Source organism: Streptomyces sp. NPDC058195, assembly GCF_042883525.1.
Classification (GTDB): domain Bacteria; phylum Actinomycetota; class Actinomycetes; order Streptomycetales; family Streptomycetaceae; genus Streptomyces.
On record NZ_JBHVVM010000003.1, the window covers coordinates 416,758 to 434,264 of the forward strand.

The window sequence follows — 17,507 nt, forward strand, 5'->3', positions numbered from 1 at the left end:
GCGCGCCGCGGCGGCGGTCGCGCCTCAGCCGAGCCAGCCCGGCCGCACCAGCCCCGACTCGTAGGCGAGCACGACGAGCTGGGCCCGGTCCCGGGCGCCGAGCTTCACCATGGTGCGGCTGACATGGGTCTTGGCGGTGAGCGGGCTGACGACCAGCCGCCGCGCGATCTCCTCGTTGGAGAGCCCTATGCCGACGAGCGCCATCACCTCGCGCTCCCGTTCGGTGAGCCGGTTCAGCTCCGTCGCCCGCGCGGGCGCCTTGGAGCGGGCCGCGAACTCGGCGATCAGCCGCCGGGTGACTCCCGGGGAGAGCAGGGCGTCGCCGCCGACCACGGCGCGGACCGCGCGCAGCAGCTCCTCCGGCTCGGTGTCCTTGACGAGAAAGCCGGAGGCCCCGGAGCGGATCGCCTCGAAGACGTACTCGTCGAGCTCGAAGGTGGTGAGCATGACCACCTTGACCCCGTCGAGACGGGCCTCACCGGTGATCGCGCGGGTCGCGGCAAGGCCGTCGAGCCGGGGCATCCGGATGTCCATCAGCACGACGTCGGGCCGTAGTTCGCCCACCCGGCGCACGGCCTCGGCCCCGTCGGCGGCCTCCCCCGCCACCTCGATGTCGGGCTGGGCGTCGAGCAGGGCCCGGAAGCCCGCCCGGACGAGCGACTGGTCGTCGGCGAGCAGTACGCGGATCACGGTCTCTCCTCCTTGTGCGCCGCCCCTCCGGACGGACCGGGCACGCCGGGCGGCAGCGGCAGTTCGGCGCGCACCCGGAAGCCGCCGCCGGTCCGGGGGCCGGCCTCGATCGTGCCACCGAGCGCCGCGGCCCGCTCCCGCATCCCCGCCAGGCCGTTGCCGCTGCCTCCGGCGTCCGTGCCGGTCGCGGGCCCTTCGTCGTCGATCCCGAGCCGGATGCGGTCGGGCCGGTAGCCGACGCGGACCCGCGCGGTACGCGATCCGGAGTGCCGGACCACGTTGGTCAGCGCCTCCTGCACGATGCGGAAGGCGGCGAGGTCGGCGCCGGGCGGCACGGCCCGGCGCACGCCGTCGGTCTCGACGCTGACGGTGAGTCCGGTGCTCGCCGCCTGTTCGACGAGTTCGGGGAGCCGGTCGAGTCCGGGTGCCGGCGCCCTGGGGGCGTCCCCGGGAGCACGCAGGGTGTCCAGGACCTGGCGGACCTCGCCCAGGGCCTCCTTGCTGGCGGCCTTGATGGTGGTGAGGGCCACGCGCGCCTGTTCCGGGTCGGAGTCCAGCAGGGCGAGTCCCACGCTCGACTGGACGTTGATGACGGAGATGCTGTGGGCCAGCACGTCGTGGAGTTCGCGCGCCATCCGCAGCCGCTCCTCGTCGGCCCGCCGCCGTTCCGCGGCTTCCTGCTCCGCCCTCCGGTCCGCCCACTGCTCGCGGCGTACGCGTACGAACTCCGCGGCGGTGGCGAGGGCCAGCACCCAGGCCGCGATGCCCAGCTCCTGCCCCCAGTCGGCGCCCCGGTCGCCGGGGGGCGGCAGCCATCGGTAGAGCCAGTGCACCACCAGGACATGGCCCAGCCACACCAGACCGGCGGCCGACCACGCGGCCCGCCGGTGCCCGGCGACGACTGCACCGAAGCAGCCGACGGCGACGGCCAGGAAGACCGGACCGTACGGATAGCCGCCCGCCAGGTAGACCGTCGCCGCGACCGCGCTGCCGAAGGCGGCCGCCACCGGGCGCCGGTGGCGGAACAGCAGCACGGCGACCGCCAGAAGGAGCAGCAGCCGCGCGAAGAGGTCCAGCGGAACGCGGCCCGCCAGCTGCCCCCGGGCCGCGACGGCCGAGCCCGCCATGACGACGGCGCCCAGCAGGACCGTCGACGCCCAGGGCAGCCGGGCGGCGGCCCCTCCCGGCGCCCCGGCCAGCCAGCGCGGCGGCCCGCCCCGCCCCCGGGGAGGACCACCGCCGCGTCCCGGCCCACGCTGTTCTTCCATGACAGCCACGCTAGGGCGCCGCCCCGGGCGGAGGCGTCGGCCGGGGGTGGTGGTCGCGCGTACTCCCCGGGGAGTACGCGCTCAGGGCGTCGGGGGCCGTTTGCCGCCGCTCCGGCGGGCCGCTCCGGCGCCGCGCAGGCCGACGGCAAGGCCCAGTGCGGTGACGGCCTCCCGGAAGAAGACCTCCCGGTTCTCCACCACCCGGTGGAACTGGCCGAAGACCTCCGAGGAGATGAGCCCGAACAGCTGCGACCAGGCGGCGACCAGCGGGGCGGCGGACTCCGCGGGAAGGCCGGGGGCGAAGTCGGCGACCAGCCGTTCGGCCTCGGCACGCAGATCGCCGGCGAGCGGCGGCGGGGTCAGCCCCTCCGTGCGGTAGGCGTCCGCGGCCACGGCGATCAGGACATGAGCGACGCGGGAGGCGGGACCGATCGTCGTCTGGGGCGCGGAGTAGCCGGGCACGGGCGAGCCGTAGATCAGGGCGTACTCATGGGGGTGGGCCAGGGCCCAGTCGCGCACCGCGCGGGTGACCGCGAGCCAGCGCGCGAGGGGGGAGGCGTCCTCGGCGCGGGCGGCACGGTGGGCGGCTTCGGCGGACGCGCCGACGGAATCGTAGGCGTCGACGATCAGGGCGGTGAGCAGTTCGTCCCGGCTGGGGAAGTAGCGGTAGAGGGCGGAGGAGGCCATGCCCAGCTCGCGTGCGACGGCGCGCAGCGACAGCTTCGCGGCCCCCTCGGCGGCGAGCTGCTTCTTCGCCTCGTCCTTGATCGCCGCGGTGATCTCGATGCGGGCCCGTTCCCTGGCTCCTCGGACAGTGCTCATGGCCCTCAGTCTGCCATGCGTGAAGAGCACCGACCAATAACGAGAGCAGTGCTCTTGATTTGGAGCACCCATCTCGTGCACACTGATCTCAAGCGAGAGCACCGCTCTCACAATGCGAGGAGTCTCCATGTCCCAGCCTTACTACCTCCGTGGCAGCGCGCTGAACGTCCGGCTCAACGGCGTGATCGGCTGGCTCGCCCGCCGGGGCCTGAGCCTCTTCGGCTCCGCCGAGATGTCGGTGCGCGGACGCAAGAGCGGGCAGATGCAGCGCGTGCCGGTGAACCCGCACACACACGAGGGCGTGCGGTACCTGGTCTCCGCGCGGGGCCACTCCCAGTGGGTGCGCAACATGCGCGCGGCTGGCGGCGGTGAGCTGCGGGTGGGCCGGAAGGTCCACGCGTTCACTGCCACGGAGATCGCGGACGACGAGCACAAGGCGCTCGTCGTCCGCACCTACCTGGAGCGATGGGGCTGGGAGGTCGACGCGTACTTCAAGGGCGTCACGGCGCGGTCCTCGGACGCCGAACTGCTGGCGGCCTGCCCGGACCACCCCGTCTTCCGGATCGCTGTGGAGAAATGACCGTACACCGGGAGGGGCGGAGCCTAACGGTCCATCGCGGACAGGGCCCTTTGGGCCAGCGGATGCGTACGGACCAGCTCGGCGAGCGAGGTCGTGCCGCGGGTGATTCCGGCGAACGCGTTCCAGGCCGGGCGGAAGCTCGTCAGCACGGCGTGCAGCACTCCGGGGCGGCGCTCGAACAGCTTCAGCATCCGCCGCCCGACGCCCATCTCGACGCCCAGCCCGGCCTTGATGGCGAACGCGTAGTTCAGCGCCTGCCGCCTGGCGTCCACCGCGTCGTGCGACTCCGCGATCCGGACCGCCCACTCACCGGCGAGCCGCCCCGAGCGCAGCGCGAAGGAGATCCCCTCACGGGTCCACGGCTCCAGCAGCCCCGCCGCGTCGCCGCAGACCAGGACCCGGCCGCGGGAGAGCGGCGAATCATCACTGCGGCAGCGGGTCAGATGACCGGAGGAGATCTTCGGTTCGAAGCCCGCGAGGCCGAGCCGGGCGATGAAGTCCTCCAGGTACCGCTTGGTGGCCGCGCCCTCGCCGCGCGCCGAGATCACGCCGACGGTCAGGACGTCGCCCTTGGGGAACACCCAGCCGTAACTGCCGGGCAGGGGGCCCCAGTCGATCAGCACCCGGCCCGCCCAGTCCTCCGCGACCGTGGCCGGTACCGGGATCTCCGCCTCCAGGCCGAGGTCCACCTGGTCGAGCTTGACGCCGACATGGGCTCCTATCCGCCCCGCGCTGCCGTCGGCGCCGACGACCGCGCGGGCCAGCACCGTCTCGCCGCCGGACAGCACCACGGCGACCGTGCGCCGGTCGGGCACCGAGGCGCCGTGCTGCTCCACCCTCGTCACCGTCACGCCGGTACGGATTTCGGCGCCCGCCTTCTGCGCCTCCTCGACCAGCCCCGCGTCGAACTCGGGGCGGTTGATGAGCCCGAAGAGCATCCGCTTGGAGCGACGGGTCCGCGCCAGCCTGCCGTTGAGCGAGAAGGTGACCGCGTGGATCCGGTCCCGCAGCGGCAGTTCGAACCCGGGCGGCAGCGAGTCCCGCGAGAACCCGATGATGCCGCCGCCGCATGTCTTGTACCGGGGAAGCTCCGCCTTCTCCAGGAGCAGCACCCGCCGCCCGGCGACTGCCGCCGCGTATGCCGCGGAGGCCCCGGCCGGTCCGCCGCCGACTACGACGACATCCCACACGGACGGCTCTTCGTGCTCCTGTACGGCGTCTGCGTTCTCGCTGCTCACGATGTGCTTCTGCTCCCGATCCCACCAGTGGCCCATGCTGCTCACGGCATCCTACGGCGCGTTGCTCTGGACCCTTGCTGTGGGAGGATCGACCATACGATCGTCCCGCGTGCGGCGCCGCACACTCGGTGCGCATGCGGCCGGATCCGTCCGTATAACGTCGCACCCACGAGGAGCGTGCCCATGACCGCCCGTCCGATCGCCGAGACCATCTCCTCGCTGATGCCACGCGCCAAGTCGGAGCTGGCCGAGCTGGTGGCCTTCCAGTCGGTGGCGGATCCCGCGCAGTTCCCGAAGAGCGAGTGCGAGGCGGCGGCCGACTGGGTCGCCGACGCACTGCGCGCCGAGGACTTCCAGGACGTCGCCCTGCTGGACACTCCCGACGGCACCCGCTCGGTCTACGGCTTCCTGCCCGGACCGGCAGGCGCCCCGACGGTACTGCTGTACGCGCACTACGACGTGCAGCCGCCGCTCGACGAGTCCGCCTGGCTCTCCCCGCCGTTCGAGCTGACCGAGCGCGACGGCCGCTGGTACGGCCGCGGTGCGGCCGACTGCAAGGGCGGCTTCATCATGCACCTGCTCGCGCTGCGCGCCCTCAAGGCGAACGGCGGTGTGCCGGTCTCCGTCAAGGTGATCGCCGAGGGTTCCGAGGAGCAGGGCACCGGCGGTCTGGAGCGGTACGCGCAGGCGCACCCCGAACTGCTCACCGCTGACACCATCGTCATCGGTGACACCGGCAACTTCCGGGTCGGACTGCCGACCGTCACCGCGACGCTGCGCGGCATGACGATGCTGCGGGTCACCCTCGACACCCTCGAAGGCAACCTGCACTCCGGGCAGTTCGGCGGCGCGGCCCCGGACGCGCTGGCCGCGATGATCCAGCTGCTGGCGTCGCTGCGCGCCGAGGACGGCACGACGACCGTCGACGGGCTCGCCCAGGACACCGAGTGGGACGGGCTCCAGTACCCGGAGGCCGATTTCCGCAAGGACGCGAAGGTGCTCGACGGGGTCGGGCTGATCGGCACCGGCACGGTCGCCGACCGCATCTGGGCCCGGCCGGCCGTCACCGTCATCGGCATCGACTGCCCGCCGGTGCTCGGCGCGACGCCCTCGGTGCAGGCGAGCGCGCGGGCGCAGATCAGCCTGCGGGTGCCGCCGGGCCAGGACGCCGCCGAGGCGACCGAGCTGCTGACCGCCCATCTCCGGGCCCACACCCCGTGGGGGGCCAGGATCACGGTGGAGCAGGTCGGCCAGGGCCAGCCGTTCCGGGCGGACACCTCCAGCCCCGCGTACACGTCCATGGCGCAGGCGATGGAGTACGCGTACCCCGGCGAGAAGATGCAGACGTCCGGGATGGGCGGCTCGATCCCGCTCTGCAACACCCTCGCCGCCCTCTACCCGGAGGCGGAGATCCTGCTGATCGGGCTGAGTGAGCCGGAGGCGCAGATCCACGCGGTGAACGAGAGCGTGTCGCCCCAGGAGCTGGAGCGGCTGTCGCTCGCCGAGGCCCTGTTCCTGCGGAACTACGCGGAGTCCCGGCAGGGCTGACCGCGCCCGGGGTGCCTCGGCCCGCCCCGGCCCCGCTACGCGTTCGGCGAAGCTCGCCGAGAGCGTAGAACAGGGGTTCGGGGCTGGGCGCGCGCGTACGTTCGCGGCATGGACCTTGTCGAAGTACTCCCCCGGCTGCACATGTTCCGGTTCGCCGTCGGTCAGGCCTATCTGTGGCGTGACGGCTCCGATCTGACACTGATCGACGCGGGCGACACCGGCGCCGCGCCCGCGATCGAGAACGCGATACGCGCGCTCGGCCTGGACCCGGACCGCGTCTCCCGGATCGTGCTCACCCACGGGCACGAGGACCACTACGGCGCCGCGCAGGAGCTCGCCGACCGGCACGGTGCCGAGATCCTCGCGCACAGCGGGGACGCGGCGGTGATCCGGGGCGAGGAGGCGATGGCCGCTCCCGTGTTCCTGGACTGGGAGCTCCCGTTGTGGGAGCAGACGCGGACGGTCCCCGGCGCCCCGCCGACCCGGGTGGACCGCGAGCTGGCCGACGGCGACGTGCTCGGGTTCGGCGGCGGGGCCCGGGTGGTGCATGCCCCCGGCCACACCCCCGGCTCCATCGGGATCCATCTGCCGCGGCACGGCGTGCTGTTCACCGGGGACAGCGTGGCCGGGGTGGGCGAGGTGATCCTGGGTGTCTTCAACATCGACCCGGACCTGGCCATGGCCTCCTTCCGGCGGCTGGCGGCGCTGGAGCCGGACATCGCCTGTTTCGGTCACGGCGATCCGCTCGCCGGGGGCGCGGCCGCGGTGCTGCGCGCCTCAGCCGACCGGTATCCCGGCTTCCAGGTTGAGCACGGCTGAGCGTTCGCGGGCCCGCAGCGCCCAGCGCAGGCGTTCGAACCGGGTGGGGGGCAGCAGGGTGGCCGCCTCCTTCTCGGTGACGAACCGCCAGCCGCGCAGTTCGGAGCCGGGCAGCAGCAGCCGCTCGGCGTCCGCGCCGGTCAGCAGGCCGCCGTCGAAGAGCAGCCGCAGGCCCCCGTAGCCGGGCGGGCTGGGTGCTTCCCAGTCGACGACCAGGAGCTTCGGCACCCGGTCCAGGTGGATGCCTATCTCCTCGAAGACCTCGCGGATTCCGGCCTGCGCCGGGGCCTCCCCGGATTCCACCACGCCGCCGGGGAACTCCCAGCCGGGCTTGTACGTCGGGTCGACGAGCAGCACGCGGTCCTGCTCGTCGAAGAGCAGCACACCCGCCGCCACGGTCTCCGCGGTCGGCTCGGGGGTCTGCACGATCTCGCACGGAGTGGCGGTGCCGTCACCGACCGCCTCGGCGATCCGCTCGGCCGTCGCGTACGGGGTGAGCGCCCCGGAGTCGATGAGGTGCGCGTCACGGGTGAGCCAGCCGAGGGCCGCCCTGTAGGGCTCGATGTGCTGGTAGGCCCACTGCCGTACCCGCTCGCTGTGCTCCGGGTCGTCGGGGTCTTCCTCGCGTGTGGCGATCCGCGCGCGCAGGATCGTTTCCTCGGGTGCGAGCAGCACATGGTGCACAGGAATGCGCCGGGAGGCGAGCCCTCCGAAGATCTCGTCGCGGTACTCCTGCCGCAGCAGGGTCATCGGCACCACCAGCACCCCGGGCACCTCGGTGAGCAGCGCCGCGGCGGTGTCCACGACCAGGCGCCGCCAGATCGCCAGCTCCTGGAAGTCCGTCACCTCGGCGAGCCTCTTCTGGGGCAGCAGCTGCCCCAGCCCCGCGCCGATGAGCCCGGGGTCGTACAAGGTGCTGTTCGGGATCAGATCGATCAGCTCGCGCGCGGCGCTCGTCTTGCCCACGCCGAACGCGCCGTTGACCCAGACGATCACGGTTCCCCCTCTTCCGTAGCCCCCTGAGGCTTGCCCGCAACACCCTGCCGCGAAAACCCGGCCGGGGCGATGCTTGTTTCCCGAACGAAACCGTCCGGCGTCCGGAAGCGGCGGCAGCCGGCTCTCAGCCCTTGGCCGACCCCAGGGTGAGGCCCGCGATGAAATGGCGCTGGAGCAGCAGGAAGACCACCAGCGTGGGCAGGGCGACGATCACCGATCCGGCGGCGAGCAGGTTGTAGTCCGTGAAGAACTGGCCCCGGAGGTTGTTCAGCGCCGAGGTGACGGGGAGCTTGTCGCCATCGGAGATGAAGACCAGCGCCCACAGGAAGTCGTTGTACATCCAGGTGAACTGGAGCGTGCCGAGCGCGGCCAGGGCCGGGCGGCACAGCGGCAGGGTGATCCGCCAGTACTGGGTCCACACACCCGCGCCGTCCACGAGGGACGCCTCCAGGATCTCCCGCGGCAGGGTGCGCATGAAATTGGCCAGGACGAAGACGCAGAAGCCCAGCTGGAAGCCGATCTGTACGGCGATGACGGCCCAGTACGAGTCGTACATCGTCATCGAGTCGGACATCCAGTACGGCAGCGGGACGCGGTTGAACACCACGTACAGCGGGGTCACGATCACCTGTTGGGGCAGCAGGTTCCCGGCGGTGAACAGCATCAGCAGGACGAGTGAGCCGCGCATCCTCAGCCGGGCCAGCGCGAAGGCCGCGAACGACGCGAGGAAGAGCGTGACGAGCACTCCGGGAACGGCGATGAGCAGGGTGTTGACGAAGTACTTCGTCATGCCGGAGTCGGCGAACGCCTGACGGTAGTAGTCGAGGGAGAGGTTGCGCGGGAGCGAGAAGTAGCCGTGCTCCGAGGTCTCGTCGTACGGCCGCAGCGAGGCGTACACCGCGAGCAGGAGCGGGGCGAGGAAGGCGAGGGAGACCGCCGTCAGGAACACGTGGACGCCGATCCGGCCGGGGCGGACCCGGCGGCGGGCGGTGCGGACCGGAGCTGCGTCGCGTCGGGCGGGGGCGGCTGGGGCACTCAACGGTTCTTCTCCCCTCGGTACTCCTGGACCAGATACGTCACGACGAATCCGAGGGAGACCAGCAGCAGGACGACGGCTATGGCGGAGCCGAAGCCGATCCGGCCGGCCTCGCCGATGATGTTGTCGGTGACGAGCACCGAGAGCAGTTCGAGTCCGTTGCGGCCGTGGTTGACGGCGTACACGATGTCGAAGGCGCGCAGGGACTCGATGACGGTGATGACGCCGACGATGACGTTGACCGGGCGCAGGGTGGGCAGGACGACGCGGAAGAAGGTCTGGGCCTCGCCCGCCCCGTCGATCGCGGCGGCCTCCTTCAGCGAGGGGTCGACGGCCTTCAGCCCGGCGAGGTAGAGGATCATCACGTAGCCGGTGTGCCGCCAGGCGGCGGCGAGGAGCACCACCCAGATGTTGAGGTCCGGGTCGCCCAGCCAGTCGGTGGGCGAGGCCGTGTCCCCGAGGACCGCGTTGAGGGCGCCCTGGTCGCGGGAGAAGACCAGCTGGGCGATGAAGCCGACCACGGCGAGCGAGAGCACGACGGGCATGTACAGCGTCGACTGGTAGAAGCGGCTGAAGCGAACGCCCCGGTCGATGAGTACGGCCAGCAGCAGGCCGAACGGCGCGGCGACCAGGCCGAGGAAGGCGAGCCAGAGCAGATTGTGCCGGGCCGCGGGCCAGAACGGCGGGTAGTTGGTGAAGAGGTTCTCGTAGTTCCGGGTGCCGGCCCACGTGATGTCCCCGACGCCGTCCCAGTCGGTGAAGGAGAGCACGACGGAGGCGAGGGTCGGCCCCCAGACGATAACGATGTCGAGCAGGAGGGGTATGCCGAGCAGCACACCGAGTACGGCGAGGTCGCGGCCGGTGAACCGCCGCGTGGACCGCCGTCCGGCGCGCCGGGCCGAGTTGAACGACACGGTCGGGGACTCCAGGTTCGGTCGGATTCCGTCAGGGGCGGTCGGGGTCAGCCGGCTGCGAAGATGCTCTTCTTCTGCCGTTCGATGCTGTTGACCAGACCGTCCACGTCGTTCGGGTCGCTGATGAACTGCTGGATCGCCGGGACCATGACCGTGGAGGCGAAGTCCGGCCGGGTGTCCCGGTCGAGGAACTGGGAGATCTCCTTCGCCCCGGAGACCAGTTCGACCGCCTTCTTCTGGATCGGCGAGTACGCGGATATGTCCGCCTGGTCATTGACGGCGATGTTGTTCGGGTCGCTCTTCAGGTAGACGTCCTCGGCCTTTCCGGTGGCCAGCCACCTGAGCAGGTCCCTGGCGCTCTCCAGGGTCTTCTTGTTCTTGAGGTTCTTCGACTTCGCGGCCAGCAGGAACCCGTCGATGGGCGCTTCCACGGCGTCCTGCCCGTGCTCGGGGCTGATGACGGGGAAGGGGAAGAAGTCGAGGTCGTCCCGTTCTCCCTCGGGGAACTGGGCGCCGGGGTGCGGCAGCCCGAAGACGCCCATCCCGGCCTCCTTCTTCTGGAGGGCGGTGGCCGCCTCCTGCCAGGTGCGGCCGTTGGCTCCGGGCTGGCAGTACGGGAGGAGCCGGCGCCAGGTGTCGAAGACCTCCCTGACCCTCTTGTCGGTCCAGGCCACCTCTCCGGCCATCAGACTCCTGTGGAACGCGTAGCCGTTGGTCCTCATGTCGATGTAGTCGAAGGTGCCCATGGCGGGCCAGCCGTCCTTGTCGCAGAAGGCGATGGGGTCCAGCTTGTCCTTCCGCATCTGCCTGGCGAGCGCGACGTACGCGTCGAGGGTCTTCGGCGCCTGGTAACCGCGGTCGGCGAACAGGCTCTTCCGGTGGAAGACGGCCCACGGATAGTAGTAGTACGGCGTGAGGTACTGCTTGCCGTCCGCTCCGGTGGACTGGGCTTTCAGCGCATCGGAAAAACCCTGGTATTCCTGCCAGAGGTCGCTGATGTCGTGCAGCAGTCCCTTCTCGGCGAAGAACTGCATCCGGTTTCCGGCGAACCACATGAAGACGTCGTCCGGCTTGCCCTGAAGATATCGGTTGATGTTCTCCTGGAAGGTGTTGTGGTCGACGGTGTTGACCTTCACCTTCCGCCCGTCCGACTGCGCCTCGTACGCGGCGAAGGCGTCGGCGAACGCTTTCTTCGGCACCGGATCGGAGGAGTTCGACCCGAGGGCGACCGTCTTCCCGTCGCCACCGGGGCCGCTCCCGCAGGCGGTGAGCAGCGCGGGCAGCGCCACGGCTCCGGCGCCCACGGCCGCACCACGCAGCAGGCTCCGCCGGGACATCCGATGTCCCGCCACGCTTCCCGGCACACCCGACCTGCCGTCATCAGACTGCGTCATGCCCAACTCCCTCGGAGATGCAACCCAACACAACCGAACGTGCGCTTGGATCTCACTCTCAAGTATTCGCGTCGTCAAGGGTTTTGACGAGATGTCAGGCAACTGCCGCCACTCCCCTTCCAACAGACTTCAACACGCCCTAACGTAATCGCACGCATTGGCGTGCACATGTCGCCACCCGATCATGCGAGTGTGGAGGAACGTAACGATGCGTCATCTTCCAACCCGTACCACCCGTACCGTCCGCACTGCCCTTTCCGCCCGCACCACCCGCTCCCGCGGCCTGCGAGCCGCCGGAGCGCTGATGGCAGGGCTGCTGTGCGCGGCGGGAACGGCCGTACCGGCCACCGCCGCGGACACCCCCGCGCCGCCCCGGGCCGTCACCCAGCAGTCCGGAAACGGTCTTGCGCTCACCCCGCCGATGGGATTCAACAACTGGAACTCCACGCATTGCCGGGCCGAGTTCGACGAATCGATGGTCAAGGGGATCGCCGATATCTTCGTCGAGAAAGGGCTCAAGGACGCGGGCTACCAGTACGTCAATCTCGACGACTGCTGGGCCAGGCCGCAGCGCAACGCTGACGGAGAACTGGAAGCCGATCCGAAGCGTTTTCCGAACGGGATCAAGGCCGTCGCGGACTACGTCCACTCCAGAGGCCTCAAGATCGGCATCTACACCAGCGCCGGGACCAGGACCTGCGACAGCGTGGGGCTCCCGGGCGCGCTGGGCCACGAGTACAGCGACGCACGGCAGTTCGCCGACTGGGGCATCGACTACCTGAAGTACGACAACTGCAACAACCAGGGCGTCGACGCGAAGAAGCGCTACACGACGATGCGGGACGCGCTGGAGGCGACCGGCCGGCCGATCGTCTACAGCATCTGCGAATGGGGCCAGAACAAGCCCTGGGAGTGGGCCGGTGAGGTCGGCAACCTCTGGCGTACGACCGGCGACATCAACGACAGCTGGGGCAGCATGCTGTCGATCATGAAGCAGAACCTGCCGCTGGCCGCAGCGGCCGGGCCCGGCCGCTGGAACGATCCGGACATGCTGGAGGTCGGCAACGGCGGCATGACGGACACCGAGTACCGCACCCACTTCTCCATGTGGTCGGTGATGGCGGCGCCGCTGCTCATCGGCTCCGATCTGCGCCGGGCGAGCGCGAAGACCTACGAGATCCTCTCCAACCGCGAGGTCATCGCGGTCGACCAGGACCCGCTCGGCAAGCAGGGCACCGTGCTCTCCTCCACCGGCGGACGCTGGGTGGTCGTCAAGGAGATGGCGGACGGAAGCCGCGCGGTCGCCCTCTTCAACGAGACCGACAGCGCGCAGCGCCTCGCGACGACCGCCACCGCGGCGGGGCTCCCGAAGGCCGACGGCTACACGGTGCGCGATCTGTGGGAGCACCGGACGTACAACACGGCGGGCACCCTGGCGGCGACCGTCCCGGCGCACGGCACCGTGCTGCTGCGGGTCGCCGCCGACGGCGGGTGGGCCGCGTACCCGCCCGCGGTCGAGCTCGGGATCGACACCGCCCCGCTGCTGGAGGCCGGACGCACCACCACCCTGACCACCACGGTCACCGGCCTGGGCCGCACCCCCGCCAGAGCGGTCTCGGTACGGCTCGACGGCCCCTCGGGCTGGCAGCTGAGGGCCGTGTCGCCGACCGGTGCGCCCGCCCTGCCCACCGGCCGGTCGCTGACCACCCGCTGGCAGGTGACGGCCCCGGCGGGCACCTCCGTCGGCGCGTACGGCCTGACCCTCAGCGCGCGGTACAGCGCACCGAACGGCGCCCGGGTACGGTCCACAATCCCGCTCGGGGCCCAGGTGGTGGTCGCGCCCCCGGCGGGCGGCGGCTACCTGAGCGATCTGCCGCAGCTCTCCGCGAGCAACGGCTGGGGCCCGGTCGAACGGGACACCAGCAACGGTGAGAGCGGCGCGGGCGACGGCAACCCGATGACGATCGGCGGCACGGTCTTCACCAAGGGGCTCGGCGCGCACGCCCACAGCTCCGTCGCGTTCTACGCGGGCGGGGCCTGCTCCACCGTGACGGCGCAGGTCGGCGTGGACGACGAGAAGGGCGCCAGGGGGACGGTCGTCTTCGAGATCCAGGCCGACGGCAGGAAGGCGGCGTCGACGGGCGTGCTGACCAACGCGATGCCCGCGCAGCCGATCACCGCGGACGTGAGCGGCGCGCGCGTCGTCCGTCTCGTGGTCACCGACGGCGGGGACGGCACCGACTCCGACCACGCGGACTGGGCGGACCTGCGGATCACCTGCTGACGGGGCACCGGTCGGGCTCCCGCGCGCCAGCCGCCCGGAGCCCGCCCGGAGCCGTCCCCTCCGTCGCATCCAGTGGTCAGCGGCGGGCGGTGCCGTCCGGTCCCACCCGCGCTGCCGCCGCTGCCGCGCCCACCAGCCCCGCGTCCGTGCCCATCACCGCCGCGGTCACCTCGATCCGGCGGACGAAGGAGAGCGTGGCGTAGCGGCGCAGGGCCCGGCGCAGCGGTACGAACAGGACGTCGCCCGCACCGGCCACTCCCCCGCCGATCACCACGAGGTCGATCTCGACGAGGGCGGCGGTGGCGGCGATCCCGGCGGCCAGCGCCTGCGCGGCGCGCTCGAAGGAGGCTCGGGCCGTCCCGTCCCCCGCCCGCGCGGCGGCGGCCACGGCGGCCGCCGAGGTGTCGCCGTCCGGTCCGGGCCGCCAGCCGTCCGCCAGCGCCCGGCGGGCGATGTTCGGGCCGCTGGCGATGCGCTCGACACAGCCGCGCGAACCGCACGGACACGGATCGCCGTCCAGGTCCACGCTCACATGGCCGATGTGTCCGGCGTTGCCCGTGGGGCCGGGGCGGAGCCTGCCGTCGAGCACGAGCCCGCCGCCGACGCCTGTCGACACGACCATGCACAGCGCGTTGTCGTACCCCCGGGCGGCGCCCAGCCAGTGCTCGGCGGCTGTCATCGCGACCCCGTCGCCGACCAGTTCGACGGGCATCCCGCCGACCGCCCCGGCCACCCGCTCCACCAGCGGGAAATCGCGCCAGCCCGGGACGTTGACCGGGCTGACCGTACCGGCCGCCGCGTCGACCGGGCCCGCGCTTCCGATACCGACCGCCGTCACCCGCCCCCACAGCGGCGAACCGGACAGTTCGGCCAGCACCTCCGCCACCGCCCCCATCACCGTCTCGGCCCCCTCCCGGGCGGGCGTCGGCCGCTGCGCCCGGACGAGCAGAGCGCCGTCGCCGCCCACCAGCGCACCGGCGATCTTGGTGCCGCCGACGTCCAGCGCGGCGACAAGGTCGGATTGCATCGGCACGGCTCCGTGAGTAGGGGGCGGGGACCTGCGGCTTCGGGACACAGCCTGCCCAAGTCTCCCTTCAGCTGACAACGTTGTCCAGGGCCTATGCTCGACCGCACACGACCCGGTCGGCTCCGTGGCACCACCCGCGCGGCGGCCGGCCGGCACCACAGGACAGGACAGCGCACCGTGACCGAGACCGCCCGTCACTCCGAGCCCCGTTACGGCAACCGGCCGACCATGAAGGACGTGGCCGCCCGCGCCGGAGTCGGCCTCAAGACGGTCTCCCGCGTGGTCAACAGCGAGCCGGGCGTCACACCCGACACCGAGCGCCGGGTCCAGGAGGCCATCGAGGCACTCGGCTTCCGGCGCAATGACAGCGCACGCGTGCTCCGCAAGGGCCGCACCGCCTCGATCGGACTGGTCCTGGAGGATCTGGCCGATCCGTTCTACGGACCGCTGAGCCGCGCGGTGGAGGAGGTCGCGCGGGCCCACGGCGCCCTGCTCATCAACGGGTCGAGCGCCGAGGACCCCGAGCGCGAGCAGGAGCTCGTCCTCGCCCTGTGCGCGCGCCGGGTGGACGGGCTCATCGTGATCCCGGCCGGTGACGACCACCGCTATCTCGAACCGGAGCTCAAGGCGGGCGTCGCCACCGTCTTCGTGGACCGCCCCGCGGGCCGCATCGACGCCGACACGGTCCTGTCCGACAGCTTCGGCGGCGCCCGCGAGGGTGTCGCGCATCTGATCGCGCACGGCCACCGCCGGATCGGCTTCATCGGCGACCAGCCGCGCATCCACACCGCCACCGAGCGGCTGCGCGGCTACCACGCCGCGATGGCGGACGCCGGTACGCAGGTCATGGACAGCTGGGTGTCGCTCGGCTCGACCGAGCCCGGCCGGGTCCGGGCCGCCACCGAGCGGATGCTCTCCGGCCCCGACCCGGTCACCGCGGTCTTCGCGGGCAACAACCGGGTGACCGTGACGGTGGTGCGGGTCCTCGCCGGGCAGGAACGCCGCATCGCCCTGGTCGGCTTCGACGACATCGAGCTGGCCGATCTGCTCGGCATCACCGTCGTCTCCCAGGACGCCGCGGCGGCCGGTCGCACCGCCGCCGAGCAGCTGTTCCGCCGCCTCGACGGGGCCGGGCACCCCCCGGCCCGGGTGGTGCTGCCCACCCGGCTCGTTCCGCGCGGCTCCGGCGAGCTCCCGCCCTCCTGAACCGCGCGGCCCCGGTGCGCCGCGCGGCTACGGAGCGGTGACCGTGAGCCCGGCCCGGCGGGGCGAGGCGAAGTCGTCCAGGTCGGCGCGCGTCAGCCCGGTCAGCCGGGCGACCTCGGCGGTGTCCAGGGCGCCGCAGTCGATGCCGCGCAGGAGGTATCCGCTCAGCGCCTTGGCGGTGGCGGGTTCGTCCATGACGTCGCCGCCCGCCTTGGCCACGTAGGCGGCGAGCCGGGCGGCGGCCTGCTCCAGGCCCTCGCGGTAGAAGGTGTACACCGCCGCGTACCGGGTCGGCAGGTGGGCCGGGTGCATGTCCCAGCCCTGGTAATAGGCGCGCGCCAGGGCGCGGCGGGTGAGGCCGTAGTGGAGCCGCCATGCCTCGTGCACCCGGTCGGTGGGGCCGACGGGCAGGACGTTGGTCGAACCGTCGGAAACCCGTACGCCGGTGCCCGCGGCGGCGACCTGCATGACGGCCTTGGCGTGGTCGGCGGCCGGGTGGTCGCTGGACTGGTAGGCGGCGCTGACGCCGACGCAGGCGCTGTAGTCGAAGGTGCCGTAGTGCAGGCCGGTGGCCCGCCCGCGCGCCGCGTCGATCATGCGGGCGACGGCGGCGGTCCCGTCGGCGGCGAGGATGGACTGGCTGGTCTCGATCTGGATCTCGAAGCCGATCCGCCCGGCGGGCAGCCCGTGCGCCCGCTCGAAGGCTTCGAGCAGGCGCACGAAGGCGGTGACCTGCTCGGGGTAGGTCACCTTGGGCAGGGTGAGGACCAGCCCGTCGGGCAGGCCGCCCGCCTCCATCAGGCCGGTGAGGAAGACGTCCGTGGTGCGGATGCCCCGGTCGCGTACGGCGGCCTCCATGCACTTCATCCGGATGCCCGTGTACGGGGCCGCCGTGCCGTTCGCGTACGCCTGCGCGACCAGCCGCGCGGCGCGGGCCGCGGCCTCGTCCTCCTCGGTGCCGGGGCGGGGTCCGTAGCCGTCCTCGAAGTCGATGCGCAGGTCCTCGACCGGTTCGCGCTCCAGCTTGGCCCGGACGCGGTCGTGGACGGGCACGGCCAGGTCGTCGGGGATGCCGAGGACCGCGGCGAAGGACGCGGCGTCGGGCGCGTGCTCGTTGAGGGCCTTCAGCGCCTGGTCGCCCCAGGAACGGATGGTGCCAGCGGTGAACGCGTCGCCGGGGACGTAGACCGTGTGGACGGGCTGGCGGGTGCCCGGGTCGCCCGGATAGCGGCGTGCGAGCTCGGCGTCGACCGCGGTGAGGGAAGCGCTGATCTCCTCGCTGACCGCACCGGTGAGGCTCGTTGCCACCTTCTCCTGCTGCCCCATCTCCACACCCTCCACAGTCACGTTGTTTCCGCTTCCCGGAATCGGTAATCCGTATAGTGAAGCTATAAGGCGGCCGGACCTGCGTCAATGGCCGTGGGAACGGGTGCGGGGCCGTACGGTGCGTGTGCACCGTACGGCCCCGTGCCGTGTGTCCCCCGGGTTCAGCCCTTGCGGGTGTTGATCTCCTCGGTGAGCTGGGGCACGACCTCGAAGAGGTCACCCACGACGCCGTAGTCGACGAGATCGAAGATCGGCGCTTCGGCGTCCTTGTTGATCGCGACGATCGTCTTGGAGGTCTGCATCCCGGCCCGGTGCTGGATCGCACCCGAGATACCCGAAGCGATGTACAGCTGCGGCGA

16 protein-coding genes are annotated in these 17,507 nt (G+C 71.8%); 5 read left to right on the forward strand and 11 right to left on the reverse strand.

The window, feature by feature from the left end; translation table 11 throughout:
• Window positions 1-24: 24 nt before the first annotated feature.
• The 3 genes from ACFVWY_RS05935 to ACFVWY_RS05945 all read right to left on the reverse strand — a co-directional run bounded on the left by ACFVWY_RS05935 (window position 25) and on the right by ACFVWY_RS05945 (window position 2,780).
• Window positions 25-690, reverse strand: a complete 666-nt coding sequence (locus ACFVWY_RS05935) for a response regulator (protein ID WP_389867710.1) — start codon at window positions 688-690, stop codon at window positions 25-27.
• Window positions 687-1,958: a sensor histidine kinase gene (locus ACFVWY_RS05940; RefSeq protein WP_389867712.1), complete on the reverse strand. Its 1,272-nt coding sequence runs from the start codon at window positions 1,956-1,958 to the stop codon at window positions 687-689. The genes ACFVWY_RS05935 and ACFVWY_RS05940 overlap by 4 nt, the downstream gene beginning before the upstream one ends.
• An 81-nt stretch (window positions 1,959-2,039) precedes the next feature.
• Window positions 2,040-2,780, reverse strand: coding sequence for a TetR/AcrR family transcriptional regulator (locus tag ACFVWY_RS05945; RefSeq protein ID WP_389867713.1), 741 nt, complete (start codon window positions 2,778-2,780; stop codon window positions 2,040-2,042).
• 127 nt (window positions 2,781-2,907) lie between these two features.
• On the opposite strand from ACFVWY_RS05945, the gene ACFVWY_RS05950 reads away from it, so the two are divergent.
• A complete protein-coding gene (locus tag ACFVWY_RS05950) occupies window positions 2,908-3,360 on the forward strand; it encodes a nitroreductase family deazaflavin-dependent oxidoreductase (protein WP_389867715.1) in 453 nt (150 codons plus the stop codon).
• 23 nt (window positions 3,361-3,383) lie between these two features.
• On the opposite strand, the gene ACFVWY_RS05955 is transcribed toward ACFVWY_RS05950, so the two are convergent.
• The gene (locus ACFVWY_RS05955) at window positions 3,384-4,598 is read right to left on the reverse strand and encodes a geranylgeranyl reductase family protein (RefSeq protein ID WP_389867716.1); all 1,215 of its coding nucleotides are present in this window, start codon (window positions 4,596-4,598) and stop codon (window positions 3,384-3,386) included.
• Window positions 4,599-4,781: 183 nt separating this feature from the next.
• Between ACFVWY_RS05955 and ACFVWY_RS05960 the strand changes: the two genes are divergently transcribed.
• Both ACFVWY_RS05960 and ACFVWY_RS05965 read left to right on the forward strand, forming a co-directional pair.
• Window positions 4,782-6,146 (forward strand): dipeptidase, encoded by a 1,365-nt coding sequence (locus tag ACFVWY_RS05960; protein ID WP_389867718.1) that lies wholly within the window; start codon window positions 4,782-4,784, stop codon window positions 6,144-6,146.
• Between the two features lie 108 nt (window positions 6,147-6,254).
• Window positions 6,255-6,965: an MBL fold metallo-hydrolase gene (locus ACFVWY_RS05965; protein WP_389867719.1), complete on the forward strand. Its 711-nt coding sequence runs from the start codon at window positions 6,255-6,257 to the stop codon at window positions 6,963-6,965.
• On the opposite strand, the gene ACFVWY_RS05970 is transcribed toward ACFVWY_RS05965, so the two are convergent.
• The 4 genes from ACFVWY_RS05970 to ACFVWY_RS05985 form a co-directional block, all read right to left on the reverse strand.
• Window positions 6,924-7,961 carry an NUDIX domain-containing protein gene (locus tag ACFVWY_RS05970; RefSeq protein ID WP_389867721.1) on the reverse strand — a complete coding sequence of 346 codons (1,038 nt, stop codon included), beginning with the start codon at window positions 7,959-7,961 and terminating at the stop codon, window positions 6,924-6,926. The two genes, ACFVWY_RS05965 and ACFVWY_RS05970, sit on opposite strands and share 42 nt — an antisense overlap.
• Window positions 7,962-8,085: 124 nt before the next feature.
• Window positions 8,086-9,000 (reverse strand): carbohydrate ABC transporter permease, encoded by a 915-nt coding sequence (locus ACFVWY_RS05975; RefSeq protein ID WP_389867723.1) that lies wholly within the window; start codon window positions 8,998-9,000, stop codon window positions 8,086-8,088.
• The gene (locus tag ACFVWY_RS05980; RefSeq protein WP_389867725.1) at window positions 8,997-9,911 is read right to left on the reverse strand and encodes a carbohydrate ABC transporter permease; all 915 of its coding nucleotides are present in this window, start codon (window positions 9,909-9,911) and stop codon (window positions 8,997-8,999) included. The genes ACFVWY_RS05975 and ACFVWY_RS05980 overlap by 4 nt, the downstream gene beginning before the upstream one ends.
• A 47-nt stretch (window positions 9,912-9,958) precedes the next feature.
• Complete coding sequence (locus tag ACFVWY_RS05985; RefSeq protein ID WP_389867748.1) at window positions 9,959-11,248, reverse strand: ABC transporter substrate-binding protein; 1,290 nt, start codon at window positions 11,246-11,248, stop codon at window positions 9,959-9,961.
• A gap of 361 nt (window positions 11,249-11,609) precedes the next feature.
• Here ACFVWY_RS05985 and ACFVWY_RS05990 point away from each other — a divergent pair, with 361 nt between their 5' ends.
• Window positions 11,610-13,589, forward strand: a complete 1,980-nt coding sequence (locus ACFVWY_RS05990) for an NPCBM/NEW2 domain-containing protein (protein ID WP_389867750.1) — start codon at window positions 11,610-11,612, stop codon at window positions 13,587-13,589.
• Between the two features lie 76 nt (window positions 13,590-13,665).
• On the opposite strand, the gene ACFVWY_RS05995 is transcribed toward ACFVWY_RS05990, so the two are convergent.
• Window positions 13,666-14,616, reverse strand: coding sequence for an ROK family protein (locus ACFVWY_RS05995; RefSeq protein ID WP_389867727.1), 951 nt, complete (start codon window positions 14,614-14,616; stop codon window positions 13,666-13,668).
• Between the two features lie 177 nt (window positions 14,617-14,793).
• On the opposite strand from ACFVWY_RS05995, the gene ACFVWY_RS06000 reads away from it, so the two are divergent.
• The gene (locus ACFVWY_RS06000) at window positions 14,794-15,822 is read left to right on the forward strand and encodes a LacI family DNA-binding transcriptional regulator (protein ID WP_389867729.1); all 1,029 of its coding nucleotides are present in this window, start codon (window positions 14,794-14,796) and stop codon (window positions 15,820-15,822) included.
• A gap of 27 nt (window positions 15,823-15,849) precedes the next feature.
• On the opposite strand, the gene ACFVWY_RS06005 is transcribed toward ACFVWY_RS06000, so the two are convergent.
• Both ACFVWY_RS06005 and ACFVWY_RS06010 read right to left on the reverse strand, forming a co-directional pair.
• Window positions 15,850-17,148 (reverse strand): DUF6986 family protein, encoded by a 1,299-nt coding sequence (locus tag ACFVWY_RS06005; RefSeq protein WP_389867752.1) that lies wholly within the window; start codon window positions 17,146-17,148, stop codon window positions 15,850-15,852.
• 161 nt (window positions 17,149-17,309) lie between these two features.
• Window positions 17,310-17,507, reverse strand: a 198-nt coding sequence (locus ACFVWY_RS06010; protein ID WP_389867731.1) for an electron transfer flavoprotein subunit alpha/FixB family protein, incomplete at its 5' end; no start/stop codon positions are given.

What these genes read in the sequence shown, in the direction of transcription:
- ACFVWY_RS05940 (WP_389867712.1), bottom strand. Translation starts at nt 1,958, where the DNA reads ATGGAAGAACAGCGTGGGCCGGGACGCGGCGGTGGTCCTCCCCGGGGG.
- ACFVWY_RS05945 (WP_389867713.1), bottom strand. Translation starts at nt 2,780, where the DNA reads ATGAGCACTGTCCGAGGAGCCAGGGAACGGGCCCGCATCGAGATCACC.
- ACFVWY_RS05950 (WP_389867715.1), top strand. Translation starts at nt 2,908, where the DNA reads ATGTCCCAGCCTTACTACCTCCGTGGCAGCGCGCTGAACGTCCGGCTC.
- ACFVWY_RS05960 (WP_389867718.1), top strand. Translation starts at nt 4,782, where the DNA reads ATGACCGCCCGTCCGATCGCCGAGACCATCTCCTCGCTGATGCCACGC.
- ACFVWY_RS05965 (WP_389867719.1), top strand. Translation starts at nt 6,255, where the DNA reads ATGGACCTTGTCGAAGTACTCCCCCGGCTGCACATGTTCCGGTTCGCC.
- ACFVWY_RS05985 (WP_389867748.1), bottom strand. Translation starts at nt 11,248, where the DNA reads ATGTCCCGGCGGAGCCTGCTGCGTGGTGCGGCCGTGGGCGCCGGAGCC.
- ACFVWY_RS05990 (WP_389867750.1), top strand. Translation starts at nt 11,610, where the DNA reads ATGGCAGGGCTGCTGTGCGCGGCGGGAACGGCCGTACCGGCCACCGCC.
- ACFVWY_RS05995 (WP_389867727.1), bottom strand. Translation starts at nt 14,616, where the DNA reads ATGCAATCCGACCTTGTCGCCGCGCTGGACGTCGGCGGCACCAAGATC.
- ACFVWY_RS06005 (WP_389867752.1), bottom strand. Translation starts at nt 17,148, where the DNA reads ATGGGGCAGCAGGAGAAGGTGGCAACGAGCCTCACCGGTGCGGTCAGC.